The sequence below is a fragment of the Burkholderia sp. WP42 genome, from assembly GCF_000745665.1.
Classification (GTDB): domain Bacteria; phylum Pseudomonadota; class Gammaproteobacteria; order Burkholderiales; family Burkholderiaceae; genus Burkholderia; species Burkholderia vietnamiensis.
Map to the genome: position 1 here is coordinate 167,364 of NZ_KN050726.1, position 26,241 is coordinate 193,604.

Annotated in this window: 24 protein-coding genes; 14 read left to right on the forward strand and 10 right to left on the reverse strand. The window is 68.1% G+C overall.

All coding sequences use genetic code 11. From position 1 onward, the window contains the following. Positions 1 to 63 precede the first annotated feature (63 nt). Positions 64 to 1,317, reverse strand: coding sequence for a DUF2957 domain-containing protein (locus EX20_RS28700; RefSeq protein WP_014723983.1), 1,254 nt, complete (start codon positions 1,315 to 1,317; stop codon positions 64 to 66). A gap of 71 nt (positions 1,318 to 1,388) precedes the next feature. Continuing rightward, positions 1,389 to 2,999: a DUF2957 domain-containing protein gene (locus EX20_RS28705; RefSeq protein ID WP_034195501.1), complete on the reverse strand. Its 1,611-nt coding sequence runs from the start codon at positions 2,997 to 2,999 to the stop codon at positions 1,389 to 1,391. Between the two features lie 854 nt (positions 3,000 to 3,853). Between EX20_RS28705 and EX20_RS28710 the strand changes: the two genes are divergently transcribed. The 3 genes from EX20_RS28710 to EX20_RS28720 all read left to right on the forward strand — a co-directional run bounded on the left by EX20_RS28710 (position 3,854) and on the right by EX20_RS28720 (position 6,424). Beyond that, positions 3,854 to 4,798, forward strand: a complete 945-nt coding sequence (locus tag EX20_RS28710; RefSeq protein WP_014723986.1) for an ABC transporter ATP-binding protein — start codon at positions 3,854 to 3,856, stop codon at positions 4,796 to 4,798. 14 nt (positions 4,799 to 4,812) lie between these two features. Then, entirely contained in the window at positions 4,813 to 5,574 is a 762-nt protein-coding gene (locus tag EX20_RS28715) for an ABC transporter permease (RefSeq protein ID WP_085954514.1), read from the forward strand. A gap of 148 nt (positions 5,575 to 5,722) precedes the next feature. After that, the gene (locus EX20_RS28720) at positions 5,723 to 6,424 is read left to right on the forward strand and encodes an oxygen-binding di-iron domain-containing protein (RefSeq protein WP_011880792.1); all 702 of its coding nucleotides are present in this window, start codon (positions 5,723 to 5,725) and stop codon (positions 6,422 to 6,424) included. A 30-nt stretch (positions 6,425 to 6,454) separates the two neighbouring features. Here EX20_RS28720 and EX20_RS28725 read toward each other — a convergent pair whose 3' ends face one another. Continuing rightward, a complete protein-coding gene (locus EX20_RS28725; RefSeq protein WP_011880793.1) occupies positions 6,455 to 6,685 on the reverse strand; it encodes a hypothetical protein in 231 nt (76 codons plus the stop codon). Positions 6,686 to 6,844: 159 nt separating this feature from the next. Here EX20_RS28725 and EX20_RS28730 point away from each other — a divergent pair, with 159 nt between their 5' ends. The 4 genes from EX20_RS28730 (at position 6,845) to EX20_RS28745 (ending at position 11,432) form a co-directional block, all read left to right on the forward strand. Beyond that, entirely contained in the window at positions 6,845 to 8,605 is a 1,761-nt protein-coding gene (locus EX20_RS28730; RefSeq protein ID WP_011880794.1) for an ATP-binding protein, read from the forward strand. A 263-nt stretch (positions 8,606 to 8,868) separates the two neighbouring features. Continuing rightward, positions 8,869 to 9,300 (forward strand): YciI family protein, encoded by a 432-nt coding sequence (locus tag EX20_RS28735; protein WP_014723988.1) that lies wholly within the window; start codon positions 8,869 to 8,871, stop codon positions 9,298 to 9,300. A gap of 135 nt (positions 9,301 to 9,435) precedes the next feature. Then, on the forward strand, positions 9,436 to 10,242 hold the full coding sequence (locus EX20_RS28740) for a DinB family protein (RefSeq protein WP_034195502.1): 807 nt from the start codon (positions 9,436 to 9,438) through the stop codon (positions 10,240 to 10,242). Positions 10,243 to 10,583: 341 nt separating this feature from the next. Further along, on the forward strand, positions 10,584 to 11,432 hold the full coding sequence (locus tag EX20_RS28745) for an alpha/beta hydrolase (protein WP_034195503.1): 849 nt from the start codon (positions 10,584 to 10,586) through the stop codon (positions 11,430 to 11,432). Between the two features lie 163 nt (positions 11,433 to 11,595). On the opposite strand, the gene EX20_RS28750 is transcribed toward EX20_RS28745, so the two are convergent. Both EX20_RS28750 and EX20_RS28755 read right to left on the reverse strand, forming a co-directional pair. After that, positions 11,596 to 11,826 (reverse strand): hypothetical protein, encoded by a 231-nt coding sequence (locus EX20_RS28750; RefSeq protein ID WP_014723991.1) that lies wholly within the window; start codon positions 11,824 to 11,826, stop codon positions 11,596 to 11,598. A 280-nt stretch (positions 11,827 to 12,106) separates the two neighbouring features. Next, positions 12,107 to 13,012, reverse strand: coding sequence for a hypothetical protein (locus EX20_RS28755; protein ID WP_034195504.1), 906 nt, complete (start codon positions 13,010 to 13,012; stop codon positions 12,107 to 12,109). A 78-nt stretch (positions 13,013 to 13,090) separates the two neighbouring features. Here EX20_RS28755 and EX20_RS28760 point away from each other — a divergent pair, with 78 nt between their 5' ends. Together EX20_RS28760 and EX20_RS28765 are read left to right on the forward strand one after the other, a co-directional pair. Further along, entirely contained in the window at positions 13,091 to 13,426 is a 336-nt protein-coding gene (locus tag EX20_RS28760; protein WP_011880800.1) for a helix-turn-helix domain-containing protein, read from the forward strand. A gap of 546 nt (positions 13,427 to 13,972) precedes the next feature. Next, complete coding sequence (locus tag EX20_RS28765; RefSeq protein ID WP_034195505.1) at positions 13,973 to 15,925, forward strand: Xaa-Pro dipeptidyl-peptidase; 1,953 nt, start codon at positions 13,973 to 13,975, stop codon at positions 15,923 to 15,925. 127 nt (positions 15,926 to 16,052) lie between these two features. Here EX20_RS28765 and EX20_RS28770 read toward each other — a convergent pair whose 3' ends face one another. Beyond that, on the reverse strand, positions 16,053 to 16,982 hold the full coding sequence (locus tag EX20_RS28770; RefSeq protein ID WP_034195506.1) for a 2-hydroxyacid dehydrogenase: 930 nt from the start codon (positions 16,980 to 16,982) through the stop codon (positions 16,053 to 16,055). A gap of 164 nt (positions 16,983 to 17,146) precedes the next feature. Here EX20_RS28770 and osmF point away from each other — a divergent pair, with 164 nt between their 5' ends. From osmF to EX20_RS28795, 5 genes are all read left to right on the forward strand, one after another. Then, entirely contained in the window at positions 17,147 to 18,070 is a 924-nt protein-coding gene (gene osmF / locus EX20_RS28775) for a glycine betaine ABC transporter substrate-binding protein OsmF (protein WP_034195507.1), read from the forward strand. Next, positions 18,067 to 19,233, forward strand: coding sequence for an ABC transporter permease (locus EX20_RS28780; protein ID WP_034195508.1), 1,167 nt, complete (start codon positions 18,067 to 18,069; stop codon positions 19,231 to 19,233). The genes osmF and EX20_RS28780 overlap by 4 nt, the downstream gene beginning before the upstream one ends. Next, a complete protein-coding gene (locus EX20_RS28785) occupies positions 19,230 to 20,186 on the forward strand; it encodes an ABC transporter ATP-binding protein (protein ID WP_034195509.1) in 957 nt (318 codons plus the stop codon). Before EX20_RS28780 ends, EX20_RS28785 begins: the two co-directional genes overlap by 4 nt. Next, positions 20,183 to 20,965 carry an ABC transporter permease gene (locus EX20_RS28790; RefSeq protein ID WP_011880806.1) on the forward strand — a complete coding sequence of 261 codons (783 nt, stop codon included), beginning with the start codon at positions 20,183 to 20,185 and terminating at the stop codon, positions 20,963 to 20,965. The genes EX20_RS28785 and EX20_RS28790 overlap by 4 nt, the downstream gene beginning before the upstream one ends. A gap of 205 nt (positions 20,966 to 21,170) precedes the next feature. Further along, positions 21,171 to 21,854: a lytic transglycosylase domain-containing protein gene (locus tag EX20_RS28795; RefSeq protein WP_034195510.1), complete on the forward strand. Its 684-nt coding sequence runs from the start codon at positions 21,171 to 21,173 to the stop codon at positions 21,852 to 21,854. 13 nt (positions 21,855 to 21,867) lie between these two features. Here the strand turns inward: EX20_RS28795 and EX20_RS28800 are convergent, their stop codons facing one another. From EX20_RS28800 to EX20_RS28815, 4 genes are read right to left on the reverse strand one after another with little or no spacing between them, the layout of a single operon-like run. Further along, positions 21,868 to 22,308 (reverse strand): dihydroneopterin aldolase, encoded by a 441-nt coding sequence (locus tag EX20_RS28800; protein ID WP_034195511.1) that lies wholly within the window; start codon positions 22,306 to 22,308, stop codon positions 21,868 to 21,870. Next, positions 22,305 to 22,934, reverse strand: a complete 630-nt coding sequence (locus EX20_RS28805; protein ID WP_034195512.1) for a sarcosine oxidase subunit gamma — start codon at positions 22,932 to 22,934, stop codon at positions 22,305 to 22,307. Before EX20_RS28805 ends, EX20_RS28800 begins: the two co-directional genes overlap by 4 nt. Further along, positions 22,924 to 25,935 (reverse strand): sarcosine oxidase subunit alpha family protein, encoded by a 3,012-nt coding sequence (locus tag EX20_RS28810; protein WP_034195513.1) that lies wholly within the window; start codon positions 25,933 to 25,935, stop codon positions 22,924 to 22,926. The genes EX20_RS28805 and EX20_RS28810 overlap by 11 nt, the downstream gene beginning before the upstream one ends. Further along, entirely contained in the window at positions 25,932 to 26,228 is a 297-nt protein-coding gene (locus tag EX20_RS28815) for a sarcosine oxidase subunit delta (protein WP_011880811.1), read from the reverse strand. The genes EX20_RS28810 and EX20_RS28815 overlap by 4 nt, the downstream gene beginning before the upstream one ends. Between the last annotated feature and the right edge of the window lie 13 nt (positions 26,229 to 26,241).

Sequence of the window (26,241 nt, forward strand, 5' to 3'; positions counted from 1 at the left end):
AGTCTCCCCTGTTCTGTCCGGGCGCCGCGCACTTGCGCGGCGCCGCCGTGTCGCTGCGCGCAATCACTGCACGAACGCGCCGACCGTGAAGTACGGATTGCTTGCATCGGCCATGTCGAGGAACCCGAACACGCCGCCGGTGAACACGAACTTGCCGGTGGCCGGCCCCGACGCCGCGTCCGCATGCACGGTCGTCACGACGCCCGGCACCTGCTGCGTGAAGTCGAGGTTCAGCGCGCGCGCGAGTGCGGCCTGCGACGCGTTGAACGGATCGAGCAGCGTCGCCTGCGCGCCGACGAGCGCGGTGGCGCGATAGTTGAACGTGCTGTCGACCCCCGTGTACTCGCCGTTCTGCGAGCCTGGCGCGATGGCCGTCTGCGGGCTCAGGAACGAGATGCCCGATTCGTCGTCGGCGCTCGGCGGGCCCTGCGTGAGGTCCGCATTCGCCGCGCCGGTCCGGATGAAGATCGGCACGAGCTGATTGCGCAGCTTGCCGACGATCAGAATGCCCTTGCCGGCCTTCGCCGGATCGACGGCCGCGAGCGTGGGCGCAATCTGCGGCTGGTAGTTGAGCGACTGGAAGGCCGGCGCGTCGGCGCGCAGCGTGAACGGCTGGTTCACGGTCGCGCTCGACGCCAGCGGCTGCCCGCCGTTCTTCTTGCCGAAGTTGTCGGTTTCGACGTAGCTGCCGTCCGCGTGGATCGTCACCTGCTGGTCGAGCGCCACCGGCGCGAAGCTCTGCGACGGCACCTGGTGATAGCCGAGCTGGTTGTAGGTGCCGGCGATCTTCGACAGATCGGTTTCGAGCGACGAGAAGCTGATGAACGGGTAGTACGGGAACGTCGTCTTCGAGATCTTGCCGACGCCGATCACGCCGTCGAACTGGATCGTCGCGCCGGGAATCGCACCGCCGAGCACGCCTTCGCCGAGGAACAGGCGGGCCGGCCGGGTCGGGTCGAGGCTCGCGTTCTGCATCCGGAACGTGCACTGGTTCAGCTTCACCGTCGGCAGCCCCGTCTCGTCGACCAGCGTGCCGTCGACCACGTTGGCCGGCGCCGCGTCGCGCGTCGGCTGCACCGTGCCGGTCGTGGTCGGGACCGGCGACGCGAGGTAGGTCACGCGGTACGTCATCTTCGTGGTGTCGAGCTGCACCTTCACGAGCTCGCCCGAGCCGGAGCCGCCGACGAAGGCCGTGTTGTAGTCGATCGTCTGCGGACACAGCCGCACGGGGCTGACGGCCGGCGGGTCGCCGTCGCCGCCGCACGCGGCCACCAGCGGCGCGAGCGACGCCGCCACCATCCAATGCTTCACGTTCATAGGAATCCTCTTGAAATTTTGTTCGCCGGCGGCGCTGCGTGCGCCGCCGGGGTTCCGTGTTCGATGCGCCGTTACTGAACGAACGCGCCGACCGTGAAGAACGGGTTGACCTTGCTGTTGTTGACCACCATCGCGTAGACGTTGCCCGCCGTCACGAGCCAGCCCGTGTCGCCCTTGGCGAAGATCGCCACGTTGCCGTTCGCGCCCTTCGCGTTGAAGTCCTGGGCGACCGTCACCTTGATCTTGCCCGGCGTGGCCTGCGTGTAGTCGAGCGCGAACTGCGAGGTGACCGACGAAGTCTGCGGATCGATGAACGCCGCGGTGGCGCCCTGGAACAGCGTCGACGTGTAGTTCGCCGCCATCGTCGACACGGCGGTGCCGTCGTTGCAACTGCCGGCCGCCGAATAGAACGCGCCGTTCATGAACGTGCCCGGCAGGTCGGGGTGCGGGACGCTCACGTCCAGGCTCGGCCCGCCCACCGCCAGCGCGTTCGCCTGCCCGGTCGACGTCACGACACCGCATGCGGATGCGCTCGTCGCGCCGATGTAGCCGCCCTTCAGCGAATTCGCGGCGATCGCGGTCGTCGACGAAAGCATCGAGATGCCGACCTCGGGGTCCGCGACGGACGCAAGCAGATTGCCGGCATCGACGTGGTTGTAGCCGACGCGAATCACGACCGGCACGCGCACGCCGTTGAGCTTGCCGACGATCATGATGCCCTTCGCCTGGCTCGGTGCGATCACGAGCGACGCGCCCTGCCCCGCGAGCGGGTACACCGGCGTGCCGAACTGGCTCGCCACCGCATTGCTCACGAACACGTTGTCGTTCGATCCGTCCGCGTTCTTGCGCAGCGTCCACGGCGAGCCGGTGGTCTGGCAGGAGTAGTCGCTGTTCGGCGTGATCGTGCAGGAGCCGTCGGCATTGAGCGTCTGGTTCCAGTTCACGACGTCCGGCTCCCAGCCGACCGGGCCGGCCGTGCTCTGCGCGTTGCCGCCGAGCGGCGACAGATGGATGCCCACCTCGTTGTAGTTGCCCGCGACTTTCGCGAAATCGGTCTCGGTGTCGGTGAAGCCGATGAACGGATAGAAGTCGAACGTACGCGACGGCACGGTGCCGAGGAACAGCCCCGGCAGCAGCTCGATGCCCGGAAACGCGATCGTCGCACCCGGAATGCCGCCGCCGACCACGCCGTTGCCGACGAACAGCATCGGCGGATCGGCGCGATTGATCGTCACGGAATATGCACCGTCGCTCGTTGCGCCGCTGTCGAGCACGAACGCGCAGCGGTTCTGCTCGGCGGTCGGCAGGTTGGTCGGGTGATGGAATGCGCCGCTGATCGTCAGGCCCGCACGCGTGTCGTTGACCTGCCCCGCCGAGGTCGGCACCGACGATTCGAGGAACTGCATCTGGTAAGTGAGCCTGGTCGTGTCGAACTTCACCTTCACGTATTCGCCGCTGCCCGAGCCGCCGGTGTAGGTGGTCGTGTAGTCGAGCGCATCCGGGCACAGCTTCGTCACGACGGGCGGCGTCGTTTCGGCGCCGCTCGGCCCGCACGCGCTGCCCGAACACTGCGGCACGTTGATCGGCCCCGGGTCGTCACCGCCGCCGCAGCCAGCGACGAACGGCAGCGCCAGCACGGCACACGACAGGATCGCTTTCCGCCACTCAGGAATGCAAAGCATCAACCCCTCCTTTTGAGGTACGACGAGTCTCGTCCGGTCGGGCTGCGTGGCCCGCCGGTTGGTATCACGCCGCGCACATCGGGCGCGGCGCATGACGATGCGCGCAGCGCGCGCCGCACGGCTCGTCCGAGCGAACACGGAGTCGCGGCGACACGCAGGCGCAAGCCGGCAGCGCCGCCATCGGGCACGGCGCCGTCGGAACAATCGAAACGGATCGGGATGCGTCGCTACAGCGCCGACGCGATGCGGTAACGCAGGCAGGCGACTCGCGTCGCGCCTGCGTCAGGCGAACAGCTGATGAACGGCAGCTTGGCCGGGCCCTCGGAAAGGCGTCTCATGGGTTGGTCTCCGTACGTACGCTGGATTCGTTATCGTGATGCGACGTTTGCCGAGACTATGATCGGGCGTTGCGCGCAAGTAAATGGATGCAGAGTTCCAAACGAACCAGACGGCTCGATCCAAGCGCGCTCAGGGCCTTTCACAATTTTTCAAACGACCTTCGATTTATTTGCTCAGACAAATACTTCGGCGGTACATGTGCTGCTTACCGCTCCGGCCCGGCACGCTCCGGCAAAATACCGCTCATTGTTCACCCGATTCAAATAAATCGCCTGATTGATGAGCAGTGCGCGCCTATTTCGCGCGAATTCCGTGCATGCATCGCATATCGTTTGCGCAGAAATGCATTTCCATCTTCCGGTTGCTAATATGGCGATCCTGCGATCCCGCACCACAACGCCGTTCGACATGACGCCCGTTCGCCATGCCGCACCCGCAGCCAGCCGTGTCGCAGCGGCGGCGCCGGGCTCGCGCGGCGCACGGGGTCGGCCCGAGCAGCCGTGCCATCCGTGAGCATGCAACCGATCCTCTCCGTTTCCGACCTCTCCAAGACTTACGCGTCCGGCTTCCAGGCGCTCAAGCACGTGAACCTCGACATCCGCCCCGGCGAGATCTTCGCGCTGCTCGGGCCGAACGGCGCGGGCAAGACCACGCTGATCGGCTCGATCTGCGGCATCGTCACGCCGACCGAAGGGCGCGTGACGGTCGGCGGCCACGACATCCGCGATCACTACCGCGCGGCGCGCGAAATGATCGGGCTCGTGCCGCAGGAACTGACGACCGATGCGTTCGAGACCGTCTGGGCGACGGTGTCGTTCAGCCGCGGCCTGTTCGGCAAGGCGCCCGATCCCGCGTACATCGAGAAGACGCTGAAGGCGCTGTCGCTGTGGGACAAGCGCGACAACAAGCTGATGACGCTGTCGGGCGGCATGAAGCGCCGCGTGATGATCGCGAAGGCGCTGTCGCACGAGCCGCGCATCCTGTTCCTCGACGAGCCGACCGCCGGCGTCGACGTCGAGCTGCGCCGCGACATGTGGAAGCTGGTCGATTCGCTGCGCGAAAGCGGCGTGACGATCCTGCTGACCACCCACTACATCGAGGAAGCCGAGGAAATGGCCGACCGCATCGGCATCATTCTCGGCGGCGAGCTCGTGCTCGTCGAAGACAAGCACGAACTGATGCGCAAGCTCGGCAAGAAGCAGCTGACCGTGCAGCTGGAGCAGCCGCTCGCGGCGGTGCCGGCCGAGCTGGCGGCGTTCGGGCTGGAACGCGCGGCCGACGGCACCGCGCTCGTCTACACCTACGACTCGCAGCGCGACGACGCGGGCATCGCCAAGCTGATCGCCGCGCTCGGCGCGGCCGGCATCGGTTTTCGCGATCTGCATACGACGCAGAGCTCGCTCGAGGACATCTTCGTGAGCCTGATCGACAATCGCCGCAACGGCGCACAAGGGGCGTAACGCACATGACCAACATGAACCTGCAGGCGATCCGCGCGATCTACCGCGCCGAAATGGCCCGCACGCGACGCACGCTGATGCAGAGCATCATCGCGCCGGTGATCTCGACGTCGCTGTACTTCGTCGTGTTCGGCTCGGCGATCGGCTCGCGCATCAGCGACGTGAACGGGATCGGCTACGGATCGTTCATCGTGCCCGGCCTCGTGATGCTGTCGCTGCTGTCGCAGAGCATCTCGAACGCGTCGTTCGGCATCTACTTCCCGCGCTTCACGGGCACGATCTACGAGGTGCTGTCCGCGCCCGTGTCGTACTGGGAGATCGTGATCGCGTACGTGGGCGCGGCCGCGTCGAAGTCGATGCTGCTCGGGCTGATCATTCTCGCGACGGCCGGCCTGTTCGTGCCGTTGCACATCCTGCATCCGTTCTGGATGGTGCTGTTCCTCGTGCTGACGTCCATCACGTTCAGCCTGTTCGGGTTCGTGATCGGGATCTGGGCCGACAGCTTCGAGAAGCTACAGCTCGTGCCGCTGCTGATCATCACGCCGCTCACGTTTCTCGGCGGCAGCTTCTATTCGGTGGACATGCTGCCGCCCGTGTGGCGCGTGGTCACGCTGTTCAACCCGATCGTCTATTTGATCAGCGGCTTCCGCTGGTCGTTCTACGGGCTGGCCGACGTGCACGTGTGGATCAGCCTCGCGGCGACCTCGCTGTTCCTGGCGATCCTGCTCGCGATCGTCGCGTGGATGTTCCGCACCGGCTACAAGCTGAAGAACTGACGCGCGCGGGCGCGGGATCGCCCCGGTTCGCGGGGAGAAGTTGCGCTGCTAGACTGGGCCGGAGATCGACCGGCGCCGCCTGCCGCATCGCAGCATGATGCGGTGCGCGCGGCGCGCTTCCCGCCCCATTGCCTGCGCGAGGATCCCGATGAGCGCCTCCCGAATCGACGCCGTCCGCGACGGCCTGTTTCGCGCCACCACCTACGTCGACACGCTGGACCTCGGCTTCAGCCAGTTCTTCATACGCTCGCCGCACGGCGACGTGCTGTGCGTCGAAACCGGCACGCGCGCCAATTTCACGCAACTGAGCGCGGCGCTCGACGCGGTCGGCATTGCGCCGTCGATGGTCAGCAACGTGATCGTCCCGCATTTCGAGGCCGACGAGATGGGCGCGTTGCCCGACTTCCTCGCAGCCAACCCGGCGCTCGTCGCCTACGCGCATCCGATGTGCGCGTGGGGGCTGGCCGACGTGTTCGGCGTGCGCGCCGTACCGTTGCAGGACGGCGAGCCGACGACGCTGTCCGGCATCGACGTCGTGCCGGTGTTCACGAAGCACGTCCATCAGTGGGACGCGCTCGTCGTCTATCTGCCGGCGTACAAGGCGCTGCTGTCGTCGGACATCCTGATGCGCTTCGGCACGCAGGACGCCGACGATCCGCTGCCGGCGATCCTCGACGCGATCGCCCGCGCCGACTACCTGCCGTCGCTCGCGCATCTCGCGAGCGCGCTGCGCCGCGTCCAGGCGCTCGATATCGACATCGTGCTGCCGATGCACGGCCCGGCGATCACGCGCGACGTTCAGCGCGTGATCGCCGGCGTCATCGCGCATTGCGAGGCTGCCGCCGCGTAGTGCACAGCGCGGCGCGGCGACGGCCGCCGTTCAGGCGCCGGTGACGACGAATTCGTCGGCCGCCTTGCTCTGCACGGCGGCCAGCACGGCCAGTTCGCGCTTGGTGTGCGGCTCGCCCGACACCACGCCGGTCGCATGCTTGGCCTTCGCGCCGAGCGGAAAGAACACGAACGATGCACCGGCCGGCGCCTCCGGCTCGGCCCGCAGACGCTTGTTCAGAATCTTCAGATACTTCTTCTTCGACACTTCCTTCGCTGCCATGGCGCCCTCCGCACGAACGTAACGCTGGTCAGCATACCAGCTTGGCAGGCGGCCAGGAACGCCGCCGGGCCGTCGATCTGCACTAGAATGGACCCGCTTGCCAACTCGCCGTCCCCGGACGCGGCCACGTTACCGCGATGTCTTTTTCGGAGCGTTTTCATGCGTGTCGAGTTGTTCGCACAACACCACGGTTGTCCGGGCTGGGAAGGTGAAATGGCCCGGCGCATCGCCGCCTTCGACTGGTCGGAGGCCGGGCTCGGGCCGATCGAGCAATGGTCGGCGAGCCTGATCGCCGCAGTACGCACCGTGCTCGCGTCGCCGCTGCCGCTGGTGATGCTGTGGGGCCGGCCCGGCTACATGATCTACAACGATGCGTACGCCGCATTCTCCGGCGGCCGCCATCCGTATCTGCTCGGCAAGCCGGTCGAACTCGGCTGGCCCGAAGTCGCCGATTTCAACCGCAACGTGATGAATACCTGCCTCGCGGGCGGCACGCTGTCCTATCGCGACAAGGAACTCGTGCTGCTGCGCCACGGCCGGCCCGAAGACGTGTGGATGGACCTCCATTACAGCCCGCTCGCCGACGACGACGGTGCGCCGGGCGGCGTGCTCGCCGTCGTGATCGAGACGACCGAGCGCGTGCTCGCCACCCGTCAACGCGCACACGCGGAAGCCGCGCTGCAAGCGTCGAACGACGCGCTGCGCCGGCTGACCGAAACGCTCGAACAACGCGTCGCCGACGCGATCGCCGAGCGCGCGGCCATCGAGGAGCAGCTGCGTCACGCGCAGAAGATGGAGGCGATCGGCAGCCTGACCGGCGGCATCGCGCACGACTTCAACAACGTGCTGCAGGTGATCAGCGGCAATCTGCAGGTGCTGGCGGTCGAACTCGGCGAGCGGGCGAGCGCGCAGCCGCGGATCGAGAGCGCGAACAACGCGGTGCGGCGCGGCGCGCAGCTGGCGTCGCACCTGCTGGCGTTCGCTCGGCGTCAGCCGCTGTCGCCGACGGTGCTGAACCCGCGCAAGCTGATCGACGGCATGAGCGAGATGCTGCACCGCGCACTCGGCGAAACCGTGCGCGTCGTGGCCGCGCTGGCGCCCGACGTCGGCAACGTGCTCGCCGATCGCCACCAGCTGGAAAACGCGCTGCTGAACCTCGCGATCAATGCGCGCGACGCGATGCGCGGCGACGGTACGCTGACGATCGCGGCCTACAACGACACGACTGCCGTCGGCGCCCGGCGCACGCCGCTGCCGCCCGGCGAATACGTGACCTTCGAGATCACCGATACGGGCAGCGGCATGACGCCGGACGTGCTCGAACGCGTGTTCGAACCGTTCTTCACGACCAAGCCCGACGGCGAAGGCACGGGGCTCGGGCTCAGCATGGTGTTCGGCTTCGTCAAGCAAAGCGGCGGCCATACGTCGATCGACAGCGCGCCGGGCCAGGGCACCACCGTGCGGCTGACGTTCCCGCGCTGTCACGATGCGTTGGCCGAGGAACCGGCGTGCGCGCCGCGGCCCGATCCCGTGCGCGGGCGGGAAACCATCCTGATCGTCGAGGACGACGCGGACGTCCGGCTCACCGTCGTCGACATGCTCGCGCAGCTCGGCTACAAGGTGCTCAGCGCGTCGGACGGCGAAGCCGCGCTGCGGATACTCGACAGCGGCACGCCGATCGACCTGCTGTTCACCGACGTGATCATGCCGGGGCACATCAAGGGCGGCGAACTGGCGCGCCGTGCGGCGCAGCGCACGCCGCCGCTGCCCGTGCTGTTCACGTCCGGCTATACGCGCGACGAAATTTTCCATTCGGGGCGGCTCGATCCCGGTGTGATGCTGCTCGGCAAGCCGTACCGCCGCGATGAGCTCGCGGCGCGGATTCGGAGTGTGCTCGACCGGAATGTGAAGGCGGCTTGAGGCGGGTGGATTGCGAGGCGGCTGCGTTGCCGCCGAGCCGATGGGGGCTGTGAGGGTGATCGCGGGACTCGTGCTTCGAGCCGCTGCGCATAGGCGGTGGCGTACGGCAACCGTCCTGACCATCAGCTACCACCCAAAATATTTCATATGCGATGTCGATTCCTGCGCCGCTCGCACGTCGCAGTGACGCAAGCGTTCGTTTCGACGTCGGTACGACGGGCAGCAAACGGACGCCTCTTTCCCACGTCAAAGGAGCAACGACAATGCGCGTCATGGTGATCGTCAAGGCCACGGCCTCTTCCGAAGCGGGCGCGATGCCCGACACCGAATTGCTGGCCGCGATGGGCCGCTTCAACGAGGAACTGGTGAAAGCCGGCGTGATGCTCGCGGGCGAAGGCCTGCATCCGAGCTCGCGCGGCAAGCGCGTGCACTTCTCCGGCAACGAGCGCACCGTGATCGACGGCCCGTTCGCCGAAACCAAGGAACTCATCGCCGGCTACTGGGTGTGGCAGGTCGGCTCGATCGACGAGGCGGTCGAATGGGTCAAGCGCTGCCCGAACCCGATGCCGGTCGACTCGGACATCGAGATTCGCCCGATCTTTTCACCCGAAGACTTCGGTGAGGCATTCACGCCGGAACTGCAGGCGCAGGAAGCGCGGCTGCGCGCGGAGCTGGACGGCAAGCACGGCGAGTGAGGCGACGGGTGGGCGCGGTTCGCTGACCGAGCGCGGCACGCCGGCGCGGGTCAGCGAGCAGGACGACCACCCGGATTGACACGACTCCGTGTAGTAACGTATCGTTTTGATACGTTACTACACGGAGTCGTCGTCATGCATTCCCGTTTCGACCGTTTTCGCGAGACACCGCTCGGCGCACAGCTTGAAGCGCTGATCGGACAACCGGAGCGCTACGTCGAATTCGCGGCGCTGTCGCGGGTGGGCGTCGCCGCGATCGGCGCGATCCAGCACGAGATCGCGAGCAAATTCCCCGAAGTCGCCGCCGATACGACGGCGCGGCAGTTCTGCGGCTCGATGGTCGCCGACGTGATGCGTCGCCACGGGCACGACGTCGTGCAGGCGCGCGGCCGGCTCGGCGGCGCCCTGTTCAGCTACGGCGCGGTATTCAGCGCGTATCCGCAGGTGCTGCCGTTCTCGGACCTCGCGGCCGCGCTGGCCGAGATGCCGTCCCGGATCGCCGCGTACGCGGCGCACGTTCCCGCCGCACTCGTCACGCGCCGCCCGGCCGGGACGGGCTTCTCGCTGGTCGAGCATGCGTGCCACCTGCGCGACCTCGACGCCGTGTTCGCCGAGCGCATCGATCTGGTCCGGAGCAGCGAATTGCCGGTGATCGCGTCCGTCGACGGCACCGCGCTCGCCGCCCAGCGCGACTACCTCGCGCAGCCGCTCGACGAAGCGCTCGCCGCGTTCGGCCGCGGGCGCGCCGCGCTGTGCGCGACGGTCGCGGCGCTGCAGCCACAGGAACTTGCACGCTGCGGCCTACGCGACGGCATCCGCCGGATGTCGCTCGACGAACTCGTTCGCGAACTGCTCGATCACGATCGCACCCACCTTCTCGAATTCGACGAATTGCTCGCCGAACTCGAGTTGCCGCCGCTTCGCCCGTCTACCGCCGAATGAGCGGTCGTGCATGTCGGTTGTCTGCGTTCACGGTTTCATCGGCACGCTCGACGCACGCGCACGGCCGGCCGCGCATCTCGTCCCGCGCCCGCGCGGCCATCGACTGACACACGCTGCGCCGGTCGAGTCGTCGCGCAGCGGCCGATCGGTGCGATTAATCAAGCGCGGGCGGCGAGCCCGCGATGCCGCTCCTCGATACCCGTACTCACCAGTCATGCGACGACCGCCTGACAACTCGTAGGCTTCGCAGAAATTTGTCTGAAAGGCACCGTTGCTAGAGTGTCCGCACAGGGTTTTCCCGATGCCGGACTGCCGAAAGGGCACGACACATGCGAGGCTCCATGAACCTGTTACGCACGTTGTGGCTACTGCTGTTGCTCGCGGCCGCCGTACCGGCCGCCGCGTTCGAGTCGCGCGTCGTCGCGATCCCGAGCGCCGCGATGAACGCGACGCTGAAGGCGACCGTCGTGCTGCCCGACGCGTATGCGCGCCTTCGGCACGGCCCGGAGCGCAGCGTCGAGCGCTTTCCGGTCGTCTATCTGCTGCACGGCTCCGGCGGCGACCACACCGACTGGACCACCAACACCCGAATCGCCGCGCTCGCCGACCGCTATCACGTGATCCTCGTCATGCCCGATGGCGGCCACGAAAGCTGGTACATCGACAGCCCGTTCGATTCGGCCAGCCGCTTCGAAACCTTCATCGGCGACGAAGTCGTGTCGTACGTCGACAGCCATTTCAGAACGATCGACGCCAAGGGCGCGCGCGCGATCACCGGCCTCAGCATGGGCGGCTTCGGCGCACTGCGCATCGCGCTCGACCGGCCCGACACGTTCGGCGCGGTCGGCAGCATCAGCGGCGCAGTCGACCCGCGCTGCTGCGAGGACGAACCCGGCATCGATCATGTGTTCGGCGACCCCGTCCGCCATCCGTCGTTCTGGAACCGCAATGCGATCATCGAAAGCGCGCGTACGTTCGTGCGCGCGCACCTCGACCTGACGATCGACTGCGGCCGCGACGACTCGCTGGTCGGCTCGAACCGCACGCTGCATCAACGGCTCATCGCGCTCGGCGTGCCGCACGACTACGCGGAGCGCCCGGGCGGCCACACCTGGGATTACTGGGCACACGCGATCCGCTATCAGATGCAGTTCTTCGCGACGTCGTTCCAGCACGGCGGTTACGCGTAACGCACGCACTACCGGCGCATGGCAAGTGGGTGGCGTGTCGTATCGCACCGGCTCGCATGGCGATGTGCAACAGACGATGAGCGCGCGCGGTGACGCGACAGGAAGGGAAAAGAAAACGGAAAACCAGCGTCGAGCGCCAGCCGAACCACGCGCTCGGTTGCGCTCAGTTGCGCTGCGCCGCGTCGGCGTTCACCACTCGATCGAAGATCTCCTGCGCGCGCGCCAGTTCGTCGAGCGCGCGATCGAGGCGCGACATCGCGCGTGCATAGTCGGCCGACGAGATGTCGTCGTCGCTTTCGCCGCGCACGGCGCGAAACGCCTGATCGACGTTGCGCGTGGCCTCGACGAAGCGTTGTGCGGCCCGGGCTTCCCGCGAACGGATGTGGATCGACATCGACACTTCTCCCTGAGGATTGCAGTGTGAAGCAAGCCGCCGCGCAGTGTGCGCGGCCCGCGTGTCGGCCGCGTGACCGACGGCCGCTTGCCGGGCGATGCGCGAATCGCCGAGCAGCGCGCTTCGTCGCGATTGTCGCGCGATGTCCGCTTGCCCGCTACGGCGAGATTGCAACAAATTCCTTGCGCACGCCGCGATGATGGCGACACCGCTGCCGGTCGTTGCGCGCGCATCGACCTTCAATCCCTGAACCACGCGCCGCGCGCTCGCGGCGCGACCGTCACGCGCGGCCGATGCGCGGCTGCGCGACACCGCCGAACGCGGCCGCCTCGGCCGGCCCCAGATCGAACAGATCGCCGGTGAGCTCGCGCGGATGCTCGGCCGCGGGCCGGTGCCGAAGCCGCACGACGTGCGCGGGCGCGACATAGGCGGCAGCCGTTTCGATCGGCGCCACGTCGAACAGATCGCGCGTGACGCCGCGCACGGTGTCCGTCGGCGACCGGCCGCGCAGACGAGCAACCAGCTCGACGAAGCGATCGAAATCGCCGGCGCGCGTCGCGTTGTTCACGTCGGCGAGATCGCGCGCCTTCAGCACGCAAGGCTGCGCGAGCCGCACGAAATACGGCGCTTCCAGCTCGACCGACAGCGCAAGCGGATAACTCCTGCCCGTTTGCTCCTTCGCGCGGCCGACGCAATCGACCACGGCCGCGCCCTGCGCGACGCCGAGCGGCTTGCCCGTGCTCACGCTGCGCAGATGCTCGGGAAACACGCGCAACTGCGTGCCGACCGTCAACGCGGTGGACGATGCGCATACAAGCGCGTAGTGCTGTTCGCGGCGCCGGCCCGACGGCAGCGTCGCGCGGCTGGCGATGAACGTATGAGGCGGCAACGGCCGCACCTGGCCGCTGGCGTCGATCCACGCATTCCACAGCAGCGCGTCCGCGCGCTTGCGCTCGCCCGGCCGCACCCGCGACGCCACCGGCGAAAACAACGCGAGCAGCGAACCGGTGCGATGCGCGGCGACCTGCGCGCTGCTGCCGAGCGGCTGGTTGATGCCCCACAGAAAGCGCCCGCCCCCGAGCCGGCGCTCCCATTCCTTGCGGAGCACGACGGTCGGAAGTTCCTCGCCGGACTCGGTACCGATCTTCGTCCAGCAGAACGTGGGAGGGAGGTGTTTCAGTGTCATCGACTTTCTCGGGATACAGCCTCGCTGGCGACAGCAAGCCCATTCAACAACCATAACTGTATAGGTATAATGCATGACATGGAAGCCCCGGACCGCGATTTTCCTGTACAAGATCTGTTACGCCACTTGCTGGCAGATACACGCTCGTCCAGCGAAATTGCGCGACTTTCTGGCGTCAGCCAACCGACGGTGTCGCGGCTTCGGATGTCGGACGGGCGCCGGCTGCGGCGCAGCGCGCCATTCAATAAGCTATGCAGTTTCTATGGACTGAATGCGCCCGGCCCGCGTCGCTACAACGACCTGCTGCGCGAGGCGATCGTCGACGCCTGGGACGGCTCGGACGAGCACGGGCGCGCGCTGTTGGTGGTGATCCAGGGCTTGAAGGACTTGCAGACGAAGGCCGAAAGCGGGTGACGGCGCGCAGCCGGCAAACCCCGGAACGGCGGAACGGCCACGCGCGGGCGGTAACGGATGCGATCCGTCGCCGCCCGTTTTGCATCCGGCGACGCCGCCGACACGTCGCCGGTCAAGCGCGCGAAACTTTATTTACCTGTGGTTAAAAAAGTTTGACACGCCGTTTTCCCTGAGATAAGTTTTGCGCAAGCTTCCGGAAAGCAAACGCAGACCGGCAAGCTCATAAGACGCGCGGCGCGTCGGACATCGCCGGTCCGTTTCATCCCGTCGCCGCTCGCACGCGTGTCGTGTCGTCCGCAGCGCAGCACCGCAGCTCGCAATATCCCCGTTTTCTCTGCCGATACCGCCTGGTTTGACGAGGCAAGGTACACGGCACGACTTTGATTGGCAGTACTGCATGAGCCGCGCCGCATCGGGCCGTGGGCGGTCGCCCCGGCGCTTCCGACGGTGCGGTCATCTGTTCGTCGCAGGCGGTAATCGGCCCGGCCCGCAGGGGGCGTATCGCGGAACGGTCGTATCCACACAATCAGAACAACGAGGTCGACAATGCAATTCCATCCAGGAGGATTCCGTCGCGCATGGCTGCCGGCGCTGGCCGCAGCCGCGACGCTCGCCGCTTGCGGCGGCGACGACGGCGGCAGCGTGGCAGGCGCGTCCGCGCTCGCGCAAACCCAACAGGACACGGCGGCCGCCCCGGCCAACGACGCTCGATCGCTCGCGTCGCGCGTGTCGCCGTCCGGCGTCCCGTATGCGAATCCGGCCAGCGGCGGCCGCTACAAGCCGGTGATCGACGACGGCCAGGTGCAGCCGTCGTTGTCGGGCGCGACGATCGAAGAACATGCATGGGTCGACACGCCGGTCGATTCCGACGGCGACGGCACCAGGGACCGGATTCACGTCCGGATCGTGCGCCCGTCGGAAACGGCCAGCGGCGCACGCACGCCGGTCATCGTGCTCGCGAGCCCGTACTACGCCGGGCTCGCCGACAGCCCCAACCACGATGTCGACGTCGAGCTCGACGGCACGCCTCATCCCGCCACCGCCACCGCCGCCGCAGGCGGCTCGGCCACGCGGATCATGGCCGCCGCGCCGCAAACGCGGATGCTGCAGCAGCTCGAAGCGGCCGCGGCCGGCCGCTCGTGGATCGAAAGCTATTTCGTGCCGCGCGGCTTCACGATCGTCTATGCGGATTCGCTCGGCACGGCCGGCTCCGACGGCTGCCCGACCATCCTCACCCGCGAAGAATCCGTCGCGATGGCGTCGGTGATCCGCTGGCTCGGCCGCGATGCGACCGCGAAGGATGCGAACGGCAAGCCGCTCGTCGCGAGCTGGTCCACCGGGCACGTCGGCATGTACGGCGTGTCGTACGACGGCACGCTGCCGAAGATGGTCGCGAGCCTGCGCACGCGCGGGCTCGATGCGATCGTGCCGATCGCCGGGCTGTCGAACATGTACGGCTACTACCGCTCCGGCGGCCTCGTGCGCGCGCCGGAGGGCTATCAGGGCGAAGACGTCGACGTCTATATCAAGGCGCTTCTGACGAATGCGCATCCGGAGCGCTGCACACACCTGGTCGACGAGGCGTTGCAGCAGGAAGACCGCAAGACCGGCGACTATTCGCCGTTCTGGGCCGCGCGCGAGATCCCCACCGCGCTGGCCGTCGCGCCCGCGCTCGTCGCACAGGGGCTGACGGACGACAACGTGCGCACCGATCAGTCGACGTCGTGGTATCTGGCGATGCGACGCCAGCACGTGCCCACGCAGCTGTGGCTGCACCGCCTGAAGCACACCGACCCGACCCGCGTGCCGGCGATGGCGAACGCGTGGCCCGCCGAAGTGAACCGCTGGTTCACGCGCTATCTGATCGGCGTCGACAACGGCGTCGAGCGCGACCCGCGCGCGGTGATCGAGCAGCCCGACGGCACGCTGCTGAAGGAAGCGGACTGGGCCGCGCACCACGCGACGCCCGTTGCATATTTCGCCGGCGGCGACGGCACCGGTATCGGCACGCTGCTGCGGATACCGAGCGGCGGTCCGCTCGCGCGCTTCACCGACGATGCGTCGATACCGGCGCTCACGCTCGCCAATGCAACGACCGGCGAGCATCGCAGCCGCTTCGAGACCGCGCCGTTCGCGACCGCGACGCGCATGTCGGGCACCGCGACCGCGCGCGTGCGCTTGACCTTCACCGGCGTCGCGAACGTCACCGCCTTGCTGGTCGATCGTGCGCCCGACGGTGCGGCGACGATCGTCACACGTGCATGGACCGACCCGCGCAACCGCGTGTCGGAATGGTTCTCGCAACCCGTGCTGCCGGGCATGCCGTACGACCTGAAGCTGACCTTCATGCCGCGCGACTACACGCTCGCCGCGGGCCACACGCTCGGGCTCGTCGTGCTGTCGAGCGACTATGAAGCGACGTTGCGGCCGACGCCCGGCACGGGCCTTGCGCTCGATCCGGCAGGCACGTCGGTCACGGTGCCGCTGGTATCGTCGTGAGCGATCGGGTACGAGAGTGAGCGGCTGAGCGGGCGCGCCCGGCATGACCGACTGCCGGGCGCGTCCGGTCGCACTGCGGATTCCTCACGAGCACGCGGCTTAAGGATGCGCACGCGTGCCGTTTCGCTCACACCGGCGTCAGCACCGACTCTCCCGCGAAATGCCGCTCGGCATTGTCGAGAAACAGCTGCACCGACCGATCGAGCGCCTCCGGCGACCATCCGCCCATGTGCGGCGTCAACACGATGTTGTCGAGCGCCGTCAGCGCGCGGGGCGGCTCGGGCTCGCCTTCGTACACGTCGAGCGCGGCGCCCGCGATGCGCCGTTCGCGCAGCGCCTCCGCCAAAGCAGCGGTATCGACGACACTGCCGCGCGACACGTTGACGAGAAAACCGCCGGCGCCCAACGCATCGAGCACCGCGCCGTCGATCAGATGACGCGTGTGCGCGCCGCCCGGCGTCGCGACGATCATGAAATCGGCCCATTGCGCGAGCGCGTCGATCCGGTCGAAATAGCGGTAAGGAACCTCCTTGCGCGACCGGTTGTGATAGCCGATCTCGATGTCGAAGCCCGCCGCGCGCCGCGCACATTTCTCGCCGATCCTGCCGAGGCCGACGATGCCGAGCTTCTTGCCCGACACGTTCGGCGGCATCTGCAGCGCGTCGCGCCACACGCCGTCGCGCGTGGCCGCATCGAGCCGCACTACGTCGCGCACGGCCGCGAGCAGCAGCGCGAACGCGTGATCGGCGACGCAATCGTCGTTGGTGCCCGCACCGGTGACCACTGTGATGCCGCGCGCCTTCGCATGCGCGACGTCGATGTGCTCGTAGCCGGCGCCGAGCGCGCCGACCAACGTGAGCTGCGGCAGCAGATCGATTTCCGCGGCCGTGAGCCCCGTGCTGCCGTTGGTCAGCACCGCGCGTATCGTGCCGCCGTGTGCGGCGATCGCCTGGCCGCGCGCCTCGGCCGTCGGCGCGTGGTGAACGTGGTACGACGCGGCGATGCGGCGGTGCGCGTCGTCGCGCAGCGCGATCAGAACCAGCAACTCGGGTTTCATGTCAGCAAGTGTCCGCAGGCGGGAATGCGTTCCAGTGTAACAACGGCGCGCGGCGCGTGCCGTTAGCCCCACGCACGCTGTGGGCACGCCGCCGCGCGCGGTTTGCCAAAGGCCGCCCAGTCAAGTAACTTTCGGCGTACGTCCCGATACTGGAGATTGGCCCGATGAAGCTCGCCCTGCCCGCCCCGCTCCTGGGGCTCGCGTTCGCCGCCGCCGTCGTCGCGCCCGGCGCGCACGCCGATACGCCCGTCGTGGTGTCGTCGAAGATCGACACCGAAGGCAACCTGCTCGGCAACGTCATCGCACAGGTGCTGAAGGCGCACGGCCTCGCCGTCACCGAGAAGATCGCGCTCGGCACGACGCCGATCGTGCGCAAGGCGCTCACCAGCGGCGAGATCGACATCTACCCCGAATACACCGGCAACGCGGCATTCTTCTTCAACAAGGCCGACGACCCGGTGTGGAAAAACGCGAACCAGGGCTACGACACCGCGAAGAAGCTCGACTATTCGGCGAACCATCTCGTGTGGCTCACGCCGGCGCCGGCGAACAACACGTGGGGCGTCGCCGTGCTCGCGCCCGTCGCGCAGGCGCAGCATCTGAAGACCTTCTCCGATCTCGGCAAATGGGTCGCGGGCGGCGGCAAGCTCAAGCTCGCGGCGTCGGCCGAGTTCGTGAACAGCGCGTCCGCGCTGCCGTCGTTCGAGAAGGCGTACGGCTTCAAGCTGAAGCAGGATCAACTGGTCGTGCTGTCCGGCGGCGACACGGCCGCCACCATCAAGGCGGCCGCGAACCAGACCGACGGCGTGAACGCGGCGATGGTGTACGGCACCGACGGCGGCATCGCGTCGAGCGGCCTCGTCGTGCTCGACGACGACAAGCACGTGCAGCCCGTCTATGCGCCGACGCCGGTGATTCGCGAAGCCGTGCTGAAGGCGCATCCGCAAATCGCCGACTATCTGAAACCGGTGTTCGCCAGCCTCGACCTGAAGACGCTGCAGTCGCTGAACGCACGAATCCAGATCAACGGCGAACCGGCGGCCGGCGTCGCAAAGCGCTACCTGAAGTCGAAGGGCTTCGTTAAGTGACGGAACGCGCGGCGCGCATCGCGCTCGACAAGCTAGGCGTCCTGATCGGTGTGCTGACGATCATCGCGGTGTTCGGGATGCCGTTCGTCGTGCTGCGGCCGAACCGCATCGCGGCCGGCACCGGGCTGTCGGTGTTCGCCGCGCTGCCCGCCGCATCGGGCGCGGCGCTCGCCGTGCTGTGGACCGCCGGCGCGCTGTGGACGATGAAGGCGAGCCGCCCCGTGTGGCGGCTCGCGGCCGGTTGCGCCTCGCTCGCGACGCTCGCGTATGCGCTCGGCGCGGCCGCCGCGCACGTCGTCGCACCCGACGACATGCTCGCGCGCGTGTCGCCCGCCGCGAGCGTGTGGGTGCTGCTGTTCGCGTCGGCCGTGCTGGTCGCGGACGCGCTCGCACGGCTCGCGTTCGGCCCGTGGCGGCGCCTCGCCGCACTGGCAGTCGCGATCGCGGCGATTTCGGTGCCGCTGGCGAGCGGCTGGTGGGACGGGCTGTCGATCATGCGCGAATACGCGGTGCGCAGCGACGACTTCTGGCGCGAGGCGACGCGCCACGTCGCGCTCGCGGGCGGCTCGGTCGCGGCCGCGCTGGTCGCCGGCCTGCCGCTCGGCATCGCATGCACGCGGTTCGCGTCGGTACGCACCGTCGTGATGCCGGTGCTCAATATCGTGCAGACGGTCCCGAGCATCGCGATGTACGGGCTGATGATGGCGCCGCTCGGGCTGTTGGCCGCGCGCGTGCCGCTCGCGGCCGCGCTCGGGATTCGCGGGATCGGCGTCGCGCCCGCCGTGCTCGCGCTGTTCCTCTACTCGTTGCTGCCGATCGCGTCGAGCGTCGTGGTCGGGCTCGCGCAGGTGCCGCCGCATGTGACCGAAGCCGCGCGCGCGATGGGCATGACGCGCGTGCAGCGGCTGCTGCGCGTCGATCTCGTGCTCGCGCTGCCGGTGATCCTCAGCGGCGTGCGCATCGTGCTCGTGCAGAACATCGGGCTGACGGCGGTGGCCGCGCTGATCGGCGGCGGCGGCTTCGGCACTTTCATTTTCCAGGGCATCGGGCAATCGGCGGCGGACCTCGTGCTGCTCGGCGCGATTCCGACGATCGCGCTCGCGCTGACGGCCGCTGTCGTGTTCGAGGCCGCGACCACGCTCGCGAAGGGACGTACCGCATGATCGAGATCGAACGCATCGGCAAACGCTTCGGCGAGATCGTCGCCGTCGACGACGTGTCGCTGACGATGAAGCAAGGCACGATCACCGCGCTCGTCGGCGCATCGGGCAGCGGGAAATCGACGCTGCTGCGCATGATCAACCGGCTGATCGCGCCGAGCAGCGGCACCATCCGCATCGACGGCGTCGATACCGCGGGCGTGCCGCCCGAGCAGCTGCGGCGGCGCATCGGCTACGTGATCCAGGGGCACGGGCTGTTCCCGCACTGGAGCGTCGCGCGCAATATCGCGACCGTGCCGCGCCTGCTCGGCTGGCCCGCCGCGCGCACCGACGCGCGCGTGCGCGAACTGCTCGAACTGTTTCATCTCGCGCCATCCGAGTTCGCGGACAAGCTGCCGCACGAGCTGTCGGGCGGCCAGCAGCAACGTGTGGGCGTCGCGCGCGCGCTGGCCGCCGAGCCGGCGATGCTGCTGATGGACGAGCCGTTCGGCGCGCTCGATCCGATCATCCGCAACAAGGCGCAGGACGATCTGTACGCGCTGCAGCGCCGGCTCGGCATCACCGTCGTGATCGTCACGCACGATATCGAGGAAGCGCTGAAGCTCGGCGACACGATCGCCGTGATGGACGGCGGGCGGCTGTTGCAGGTCGCGTCGCCGGCGGAGATTCTCGGCAAGCCGGCCGCGGGTGTGGTCGAGCAGCTCGTCGCCGGTGTCGACCGGCCGCTGCGGCTGCTCGCGCTGACGCCGATCGACGCGGTCGCCGAGCCCGGTCACGCGGACGGCGAACCGATCGCCGCGACGCGCACGTTACGCGACGCGGTGTCCGAGCTGCTGTGGCGCGGCGTCGAAGCATTGCCGGTCGGCGAGGCGAACGGCGATGGCGCGCACCGTGCGCCGGCCGCGCGACGCATCACGCTCGACGCGATTCGCGCGCACGCGAGGAAGCCCGCATGAGCGCGCCTGCACAGCCGGCGCGTGCTCCGCTGCCGCGGCGGTTGGCGCCGCACGTCGCGCAGGTCGCGCGCGCGGCCGCGCTCGCGCTGTTGCTCGTGCTGCTGTTGCGCCCCGCGTGGCTGCAAGGCGCGTTCGCGCCGTTCGCGGACAACGGCGCGCCCGTCATCTACGATCGCGCGAGCCTGCTCGACCTGACGCTCGCGCATCTCGGCACCGTGGCGTTGTCGAGCCTGATCGGCACGCTCGTCGCGGTCGCGGCCGGCATCGCGGTCACGCGGCCGTGGGGTGCGGATTTTCTGCCGGTCGCGCGCAGCGTGGCCGACATCGGCCAGACGTTTCCGCCGGTTGCCGTGCTCGCGCTGGCGGTGCCGGCGGTCGGGTTCGGGTTGAAGCCGGTGCTGATCGCGCTCGTCCTGTACGGGCTCCTGCCGATCTTCGAAAGCACGATCGCGGGCATTGAAGACGTGCCGCGCGACATCGTCGAGGCCGCGCGCGGGATGGGAATGAACGGCTGGCAGCAACTCGTGTCGATCGAGCTGCCGCTCGCGTTTCCGGTGATCGTCAACGGCGTGCGGCTCGCGGTCGTGATCAATCTCGGCACCGCGACGATCGGCTCGACGGTCGCCGCGCGCGGCCTCGGCGACGTGATCATTGCAGGACTGCAAACGTCGAACACCGCGTTCGTGCTGCAAGGCGGCGTGATCGTCGGGCTGCTCGCGGTGCTGGTCAGCGATGCGATCGGGGCGCTGGCGAGGGTGGCGGGCGGGCGGCGGGGGTAGTGCGCGTGGGTGGCTCACTCGCGACCAAAACAGAGCCAGAGCGCGACTGACTCACGCGCTCGATGCGGACTCCGATGCGGGCGCCCACAACCATCCCCATCCCCACCGCCCCAACCCTACATCGCCCTTTCACTCGACCCCGCGCTCGACCCTGCGCCGCAATTGGCCGATATACTATGCGCCTCCCAATTCCTCGCACTCGACCATGCGACGACGGTTTCTCTGGCTGATCGTGGTTTCGCTCGGCATTGCGCAACAGGCAGCGGCGCAGCAAGCGCCCGGGCTGCCGGCCTCCGCGCAACCGGCCTCCGCGCCGCAAGCGAGCGCGTCGGCAGCGGACGCCGCATCCGCGCCGCTCGCCAACGATCAGCCCAACGGAGCAAACCACCGCATCACGTCGTATCTGACGAAGAAATTCGGTCTCGCGAAGGAAAAGGCGACGCGGCTCGCCGATATCGTGAACCTCACCGCGACGAAATATTCGCTGCCGCCGGCGCTGGTTTACGCAATCATTTCGATCGAATCGCGCTTCCAGGAAAAGGCGCGCGGCCAGCATGGCGCGACCGGCCTGATGCAGGTCGTGCCGACCGCCCATCGCGGCATGCTGCGCGACGTGAAGGACCTCACCGAACCGAACGCGAACGTCGACGTCGGCTCCAGGATTCTGTCGGGTTACGTGCGCGCGGCCGGCGGCAACGTGCAGGCCGGCCTGAAGAGCTACGGCGGATCGAATGCCTATGCGGCCAAGGTGATGCAGCGCGTCGACGCGTTCCGCTTCGTGCTCGAACCCGAAGACGGCTCACGCAACGCCGCCGATGCGACGCCGCGGATGATACCGGTCAGCGATCCGTCGAGCGCGGCGCCATCGGCGAACCGCAACGCGAAGTAGACGCTACGCGCGCTTACAGCTGCCCCGCCGCGCCCGTCCACCGCAGGTAATCGCCGCGCGTCCAGTCGAGCGACACGCCGACGCGTTTCGTGCCCGGCCGGATCTTCGGCTTGTACATCGACAAGGTCAGCGACTCCAGCGCCGGCCATTCCCGAAACGACATCACCGCGAGCTCGGCGACGAGCGTCTCCAGCAGCCGCGTATGCGGCTTGTGCGACAGGAACGACGCGACGCGCGCGCAGTAGCCGTCGTAATCGATCCACTCGCCTTCCTCACTCGGCTCGCAGCGATAACCGAGCCGCGCATCGATCACGACCGGCTGCGGCGCTTCATGCTCGTGCGCATGAATGCCGATGCGCGCGGGCACCTTCAGTTCGTCGACGAACACGCTCCAGCCGCGCCCGCGCAGGCGCGGCGCATCGATCGCCACGAACGGTTCGTCGAACGGCTTCATGATGCCAGCGGCGCTGCGGCGTCGAGCATGATGCGCACGAAATAGTCGGCGAAACTGCGGCGCAGGACGATCTCGAACGTATCGTCGCCGGTCGGAATCAGCGTGATCGGCGACTTGAAGTAGTGCGACTGCGCGCACTGGCCCGGCTTGAACATGCGCGGATGCAGATCGAGCGGGCAGCCGCGCGCGATCACGTCGCGCACGCGTTCGCCGCTGATCTCGACGACGGTGTAACCGCTGCCGACGTCGACGGCCGCCGCATACAGCCCCTGCATCGCCTCGGCGAGCTGCCCTTCGAGCACGCCGGCCTGCACGGGCCCGTTCGAGCGCACGAGCCACTCGTCGGGGCCGAGCCACAGCACGTCGTATCCGACGCCGCGCGCGACCGTGTTGGGCGCCGACGGCGGCTGGCAGCCCACCACCCGCTCGAACGCGGCGACGAACGCCGCGTCGCCCGGCTCGCCGCGCACGTTGACGAGATCGAGGAACGGCCGCTCGCGCAGCGTGAACTTCTTCGATGCGCGCGCCTGATGCGGCTTCAGCACATCGGCCGCGCCGACGAACGGCGATTCAAGCGTGACGCCCGCGCCTGCCACCGGCGTCTGGTTTCTGGTTTCATTCCACATGCTGGCGCACCCCTTCGGTATCGTAGAAAACCGGGCTCGAAATCGTCGCGGTGATGCGCTTGCCGTCGGCCAGCGGAATCACGACGCTCTCGCCCATCTTGTTCAGGCCGCCCTTCACCACTGCGAGCGCGATCGAGCGCTTCAGGATCGGGCTGTAATAACTCGACGTCACGTGGCCGATCATCGGCGTGGGCTCGGCGGCCGACACCTGCGTGTCCTTCGCGATGATCTGCGCGCCTTCCGGCAGCACCAGCTGATCGTCCGCGGTCAGCAGGCCGACGAACTGCTTGCGGCCTTCCTTCGACGTATCGGCGCGCGACAGCGAGCGCTTGCCGAGGAAGTCCTTCGACTTCGCGACGAGCCCGCCCATCCCGAGGTCGTACGGCGTGACCGAGCCGTCGGTGTCCTGGCCGACGATGATGTAGCCCTTCTCCGCGCGCAGCACGTGCATCGTCTCCGTGCCGTACGGCGTGATGTCGAACTCGGCGCCGGCCGCCATCAGCGCTTCCCACACCGCGCGGCCCGCATTGGCCGGCACGTTGACTTCATACGCCAGTTCGCCCGAGAAGCTGATCCGCATCACGCGCGCCTTCACGCCGGCGACGGTGCCGTTCCGGTAGCTCATGAACGGGAATGCGTCGTTGCCGAAATCGATGTCCTGGCAGACCTTCTGCACGACCTTGCGGCTCTTCGGGCCGACCACCGCGAACGTCGCCCAGTGATCGGTGACGGACGCGAGCCGCACCTTCATGTCCGGCCATTCCGTCTGCAGCCAGCGCTCGAGCCACGTGAGCACGCGCGCCGCGCCGCCCGTGGTGGTGGTCATCATGAAGTGCTGGTCGGCGAGGCGCACCGTCACGCCGTCGTCGAACACCATGCCGTTCTCGTCCAGCATCAGCCCGTAGCGGCACTTGCCGACCTCGAGCTTGTTCCACGGGTTCGTGTACATCCAGTTCAGCAGTTTCACCGCGTCCGGGCCCTGGATGTCGATCTTGCCGAGCGTCGACGCATCGAGGATGCCCACGCTGTTGCGCACGGCGAGGCATTCGCGCTGCACGGCCGCATGGAGGTCCTCGCCCTTCTTCGGGAAGTACCACGGCCGCTTCCAGTTGCCGACGTCCTCGAACATCGCGCCGTGCTCGACGTGCCATTCGTGCACGCAGGTCTTGCGGATCGGATCGAGGAAGTCGCCGGTCTCGCGGCCCGCGAACGTGCCGAACGACACGGGCGTGTAGTTCGGGCGGAACGTCGTCGTGCCCGTTTCCGTAATCGTCTTGCCGAGCGCCTGCGCGAGGATCGCCATCCCGTTGATGTTACCGAGCTTGCCTTGATCGGTGCCGAAGCCCATCGCGGTGTAGCGCTTCACGTGCTCGACCGATTCGAAGCCTTCGCGCGCGGCCAGCAGGATGTCGGCCGCGGCCACGTCGTTCTGGAAGTCGACGAACTGCTTCGGCCCGCGTGCCGCGGCCTCACGGCTGCCGACCAGCCACAGCGGCTGCAGTGCGCCTTCGACGAGTTCCGCGGCCTGCGGCGCGACCGCGCGCTGCGCAGCGACGAAGCCCGCCGCCTTCGCGGCCTCGGCGCCCGCATCGACCGCGAGCCGCAGCGCGCGGGCAAGACCGAACTCGCCGGCCGCCGCACCGACGCTCGCCTCGGGCTGCACGGGCTTGCCCGGCAGGAAGCACGCCTTCTCGTCGTTCCAGCAGGCCTTGCCGCCCGACTGCGCGAACAGGTGCAGCACCGGGCTGAAGCCGCCCGACATCGCGACCAGGTCGCAGGCCAGCGACTGCAGCTTGCCGCCCGTCTGCCCGTTCGAATACGACGCGACGTCGACCGACGATACGCGCCATTTGCCCGATGCCGCCGTGACGACGGCGCCGCTCATCACCGTCACGCCCTGCCGCTTCGCGGCGGCCGGCAGCGCGCCGTTCGACGACGCACGCGAATCGACGACCGTCACCTTCGCGCCGCATGCCTTCAGGTCGAGCGCGGTCTGGTACGCGCGGTCGTTGTTCGTGAACACGACGACGTTGCGGCCCGGCAGCACGCCGTAACGATGCACGTAGGTGGACACCGCGCCCGCGAGCATCACGCCCGGCAGGTCGTTGTTGCCGAAGACGATCGGGCGCTCGTGCGCGCCGGTCGCGAGGATCACGCGCTTCGCGCGGACCTTCCACAGCAGTTCGCGCGTCCCCTTGCGCATCGACACCGGCAGGTGCTCGGTCAGGCGCTGCGTGACGGTCACGAGGTTGTGGTCCTGATAGCCGAACGCGGTGCTGCGCGACAGAATCGTCACGTCGGGCAGCTTGCGCAGCTCGGCCTCGATCTTCTCGACCCATTGCAGCGCCGGCTTGCCGTCGATCTCGGCCCGGCACGACAGCAGGCTGCCGCCGAGTTCGCGCTGATCGTCGACGAGGATCACGCGCGCGCCGGCCGTCGCGGCCGCATGCGCGGCGGCGAGGCCCGACGGGCCGCCGCCGACCACGAGCACGTCGCAGTGCGCGTAGCACTTGTCGTAGCGGTCGGCGTCGAGCACGTCCGGCGCCTTGCCGAGGCCGGCGGCCTCGCGGATCTTCTCTTCGTACTTCGGCCACATGTTGCGCGGCCACATGAAGGTCTTGTAGTAGAAGCCGGCCGGCATGAAGCGCGACAGCTTCTGGTTGATCGCGTACTTGTCGTGCTCGAGCGACGGCTGCGCGTTCACGCTCGTCGCGACGAGGCCCTGGTACAGCTCGATCTCGGTCGCGCGTGCGTTCGGCACCGTGTACGGGCCGGTTTCGAGCTGCACGACGGCATTCGGTTCGGCGACGTCGGCCGTCACGATCCCGCGCGGACGGTGGTACTTGAAGCTGCGCGCGACGAAGTGCACGCCGTTCGCGAGCAGCGCGGACGCGAGCGTGTCGCCCTGGAAGCCCTGATAGGTGCGGCCGTTGAACGTGAACGTCAGCGGAATCGCGCGATTGACGCGGCCACCGGTGCCGAGGCGGTCTTTCTGGCTCATTTGCTCGTGCCCTCTTCGTGTGCGTGACCGGCGGCCCCGCCGAACTTTTCGTAACCCTTGATTTCGTAGGTGACCGTATCGCGCGTCACCTTGAACCAGCGGCGGCAACCCTGCGTGTGCAGCCACTGCTCGCGGTGCAGCCCGCGCTTGTTCTCGCGCATGAACACGTACTCGCCCCATTCGCGGTCGGTCATGTTCTCGTTAGCGACCGGGCGCACGATGTCGGCTTCGCCGCCGCACGTGAACTCGGATTCGGCGCGCGGCCCGCACCACGGACATTCGATCAGCAACATGTTGGTTTCTCCA

Bases quoted from the DNA above. Each gene is read 5' to 3' on its own strand.
- EX20_RS28770 (WP_034195506.1), bottom strand. From the start codon at position 16,982: ATGAAACCCGAGTTGCTGGTTCTGATCGCGCTGCGCGACGACGCGCAC.
- EX20_RS28730 (WP_011880794.1), top strand. From the start codon at position 6,845: ATGCGTGTCGAGTTGTTCGCACAACACCACGGTTGTCCGGGCTGGGAA.
- EX20_RS28700 (WP_014723983.1), bottom strand. From the start codon at position 1,317: ATGAACGTGAAGCATTGGATGGTGGCGGCGTCGCTCGCGCCGCTGGTG.
- EX20_RS28710 (WP_014723986.1), top strand. From the start codon at position 3,854: ATGCAACCGATCCTCTCCGTTTCCGACCTCTCCAAGACTTACGCGTCC.
- EX20_RS28810 (WP_034195513.1), bottom strand. From the start codon at position 25,935: ATGAGCCAGAAAGACCGCCTCGGCACCGGTGGCCGCGTCAATCGCGCG.
- EX20_RS28805 (WP_034195512.1), bottom strand. From the start codon at position 22,934: ATGTGGAATGAAACCAGAAACCAGACGCCGGTGGCAGGCGCGGGCGTC.
- EX20_RS28745 (WP_034195503.1), top strand. From the start codon at position 10,584: ATGAACCTGTTACGCACGTTGTGGCTACTGCTGTTGCTCGCGGCCGCC.
- EX20_RS28705 (WP_034195501.1), bottom strand. From the start codon at position 2,999: ATGCTTTGCATTCCTGAGTGGCGGAAAGCGATCCTGTCGTGTGCCGTG.
- EX20_RS28795 (WP_034195510.1), top strand. From the start codon at position 21,171: ATGCGACGACGGTTTCTCTGGCTGATCGTGGTTTCGCTCGGCATTGCG.
- EX20_RS28785 (WP_034195509.1), top strand. From the start codon at position 19,230: ATGATCGAGATCGAACGCATCGGCAAACGCTTCGGCGAGATCGTCGCC.
- EX20_RS28815 (WP_011880811.1), bottom strand. From the start codon at position 26,228: ATGTTGCTGATCGAATGTCCGTGGTGCGGGCCGCGCGCCGAATCCGAG.
- EX20_RS28765 (WP_034195505.1), top strand. From the start codon at position 13,973: ATGCAATTCCATCCAGGAGGATTCCGTCGCGCATGGCTGCCGGCGCTG.
- EX20_RS28740 (WP_034195502.1), top strand. From the start codon at position 9,436: ATGCATTCCCGTTTCGACCGTTTTCGCGAGACACCGCTCGGCGCACAG.
- EX20_RS28735 (WP_014723988.1), top strand. From the start codon at position 8,869: ATGCGCGTCATGGTGATCGTCAAGGCCACGGCCTCTTCCGAAGCGGGC.
- EX20_RS28725 (WP_011880793.1), bottom strand. From the start codon at position 6,685: ATGGCAGCGAAGGAAGTGTCGAAGAAGAAGTATCTGAAGATTCTGAAC.
- EX20_RS28720 (WP_011880792.1), top strand. From the start codon at position 5,723: ATGAGCGCCTCCCGAATCGACGCCGTCCGCGACGGCCTGTTTCGCGCC.
- osmF (WP_034195507.1), top strand. From the start codon at position 17,147: ATGAAGCTCGCCCTGCCCGCCCCGCTCCTGGGGCTCGCGTTCGCCGCC.
- EX20_RS28790 (WP_011880806.1), top strand. From the start codon at position 20,183: ATGAGCGCGCCTGCACAGCCGGCGCGTGCTCCGCTGCCGCGGCGGTTG.
- EX20_RS28800 (WP_034195511.1), bottom strand. From the start codon at position 22,308: ATGAAGCCGTTCGACGAACCGTTCGTGGCGATCGATGCGCCGCGCCTG.
- EX20_RS28750 (WP_014723991.1), bottom strand. From the start codon at position 11,826: ATGTCGATCCACATCCGTTCGCGGGAAGCCCGGGCCGCACAACGCTTC.
- EX20_RS28755 (WP_034195504.1), bottom strand. From the start codon at position 13,012: ATGACACTGAAACACCTCCCTCCCACGTTCTGCTGGACGAAGATCGGT.
- EX20_RS28760 (WP_011880800.1), top strand. From the start codon at position 13,091: ATGGAAGCCCCGGACCGCGATTTTCCTGTACAAGATCTGTTACGCCAC.
- EX20_RS28715 (WP_085954514.1), top strand. From the start codon at position 4,813: ATGAACCTGCAGGCGATCCGCGCGATCTACCGCGCCGAAATGGCCCGC.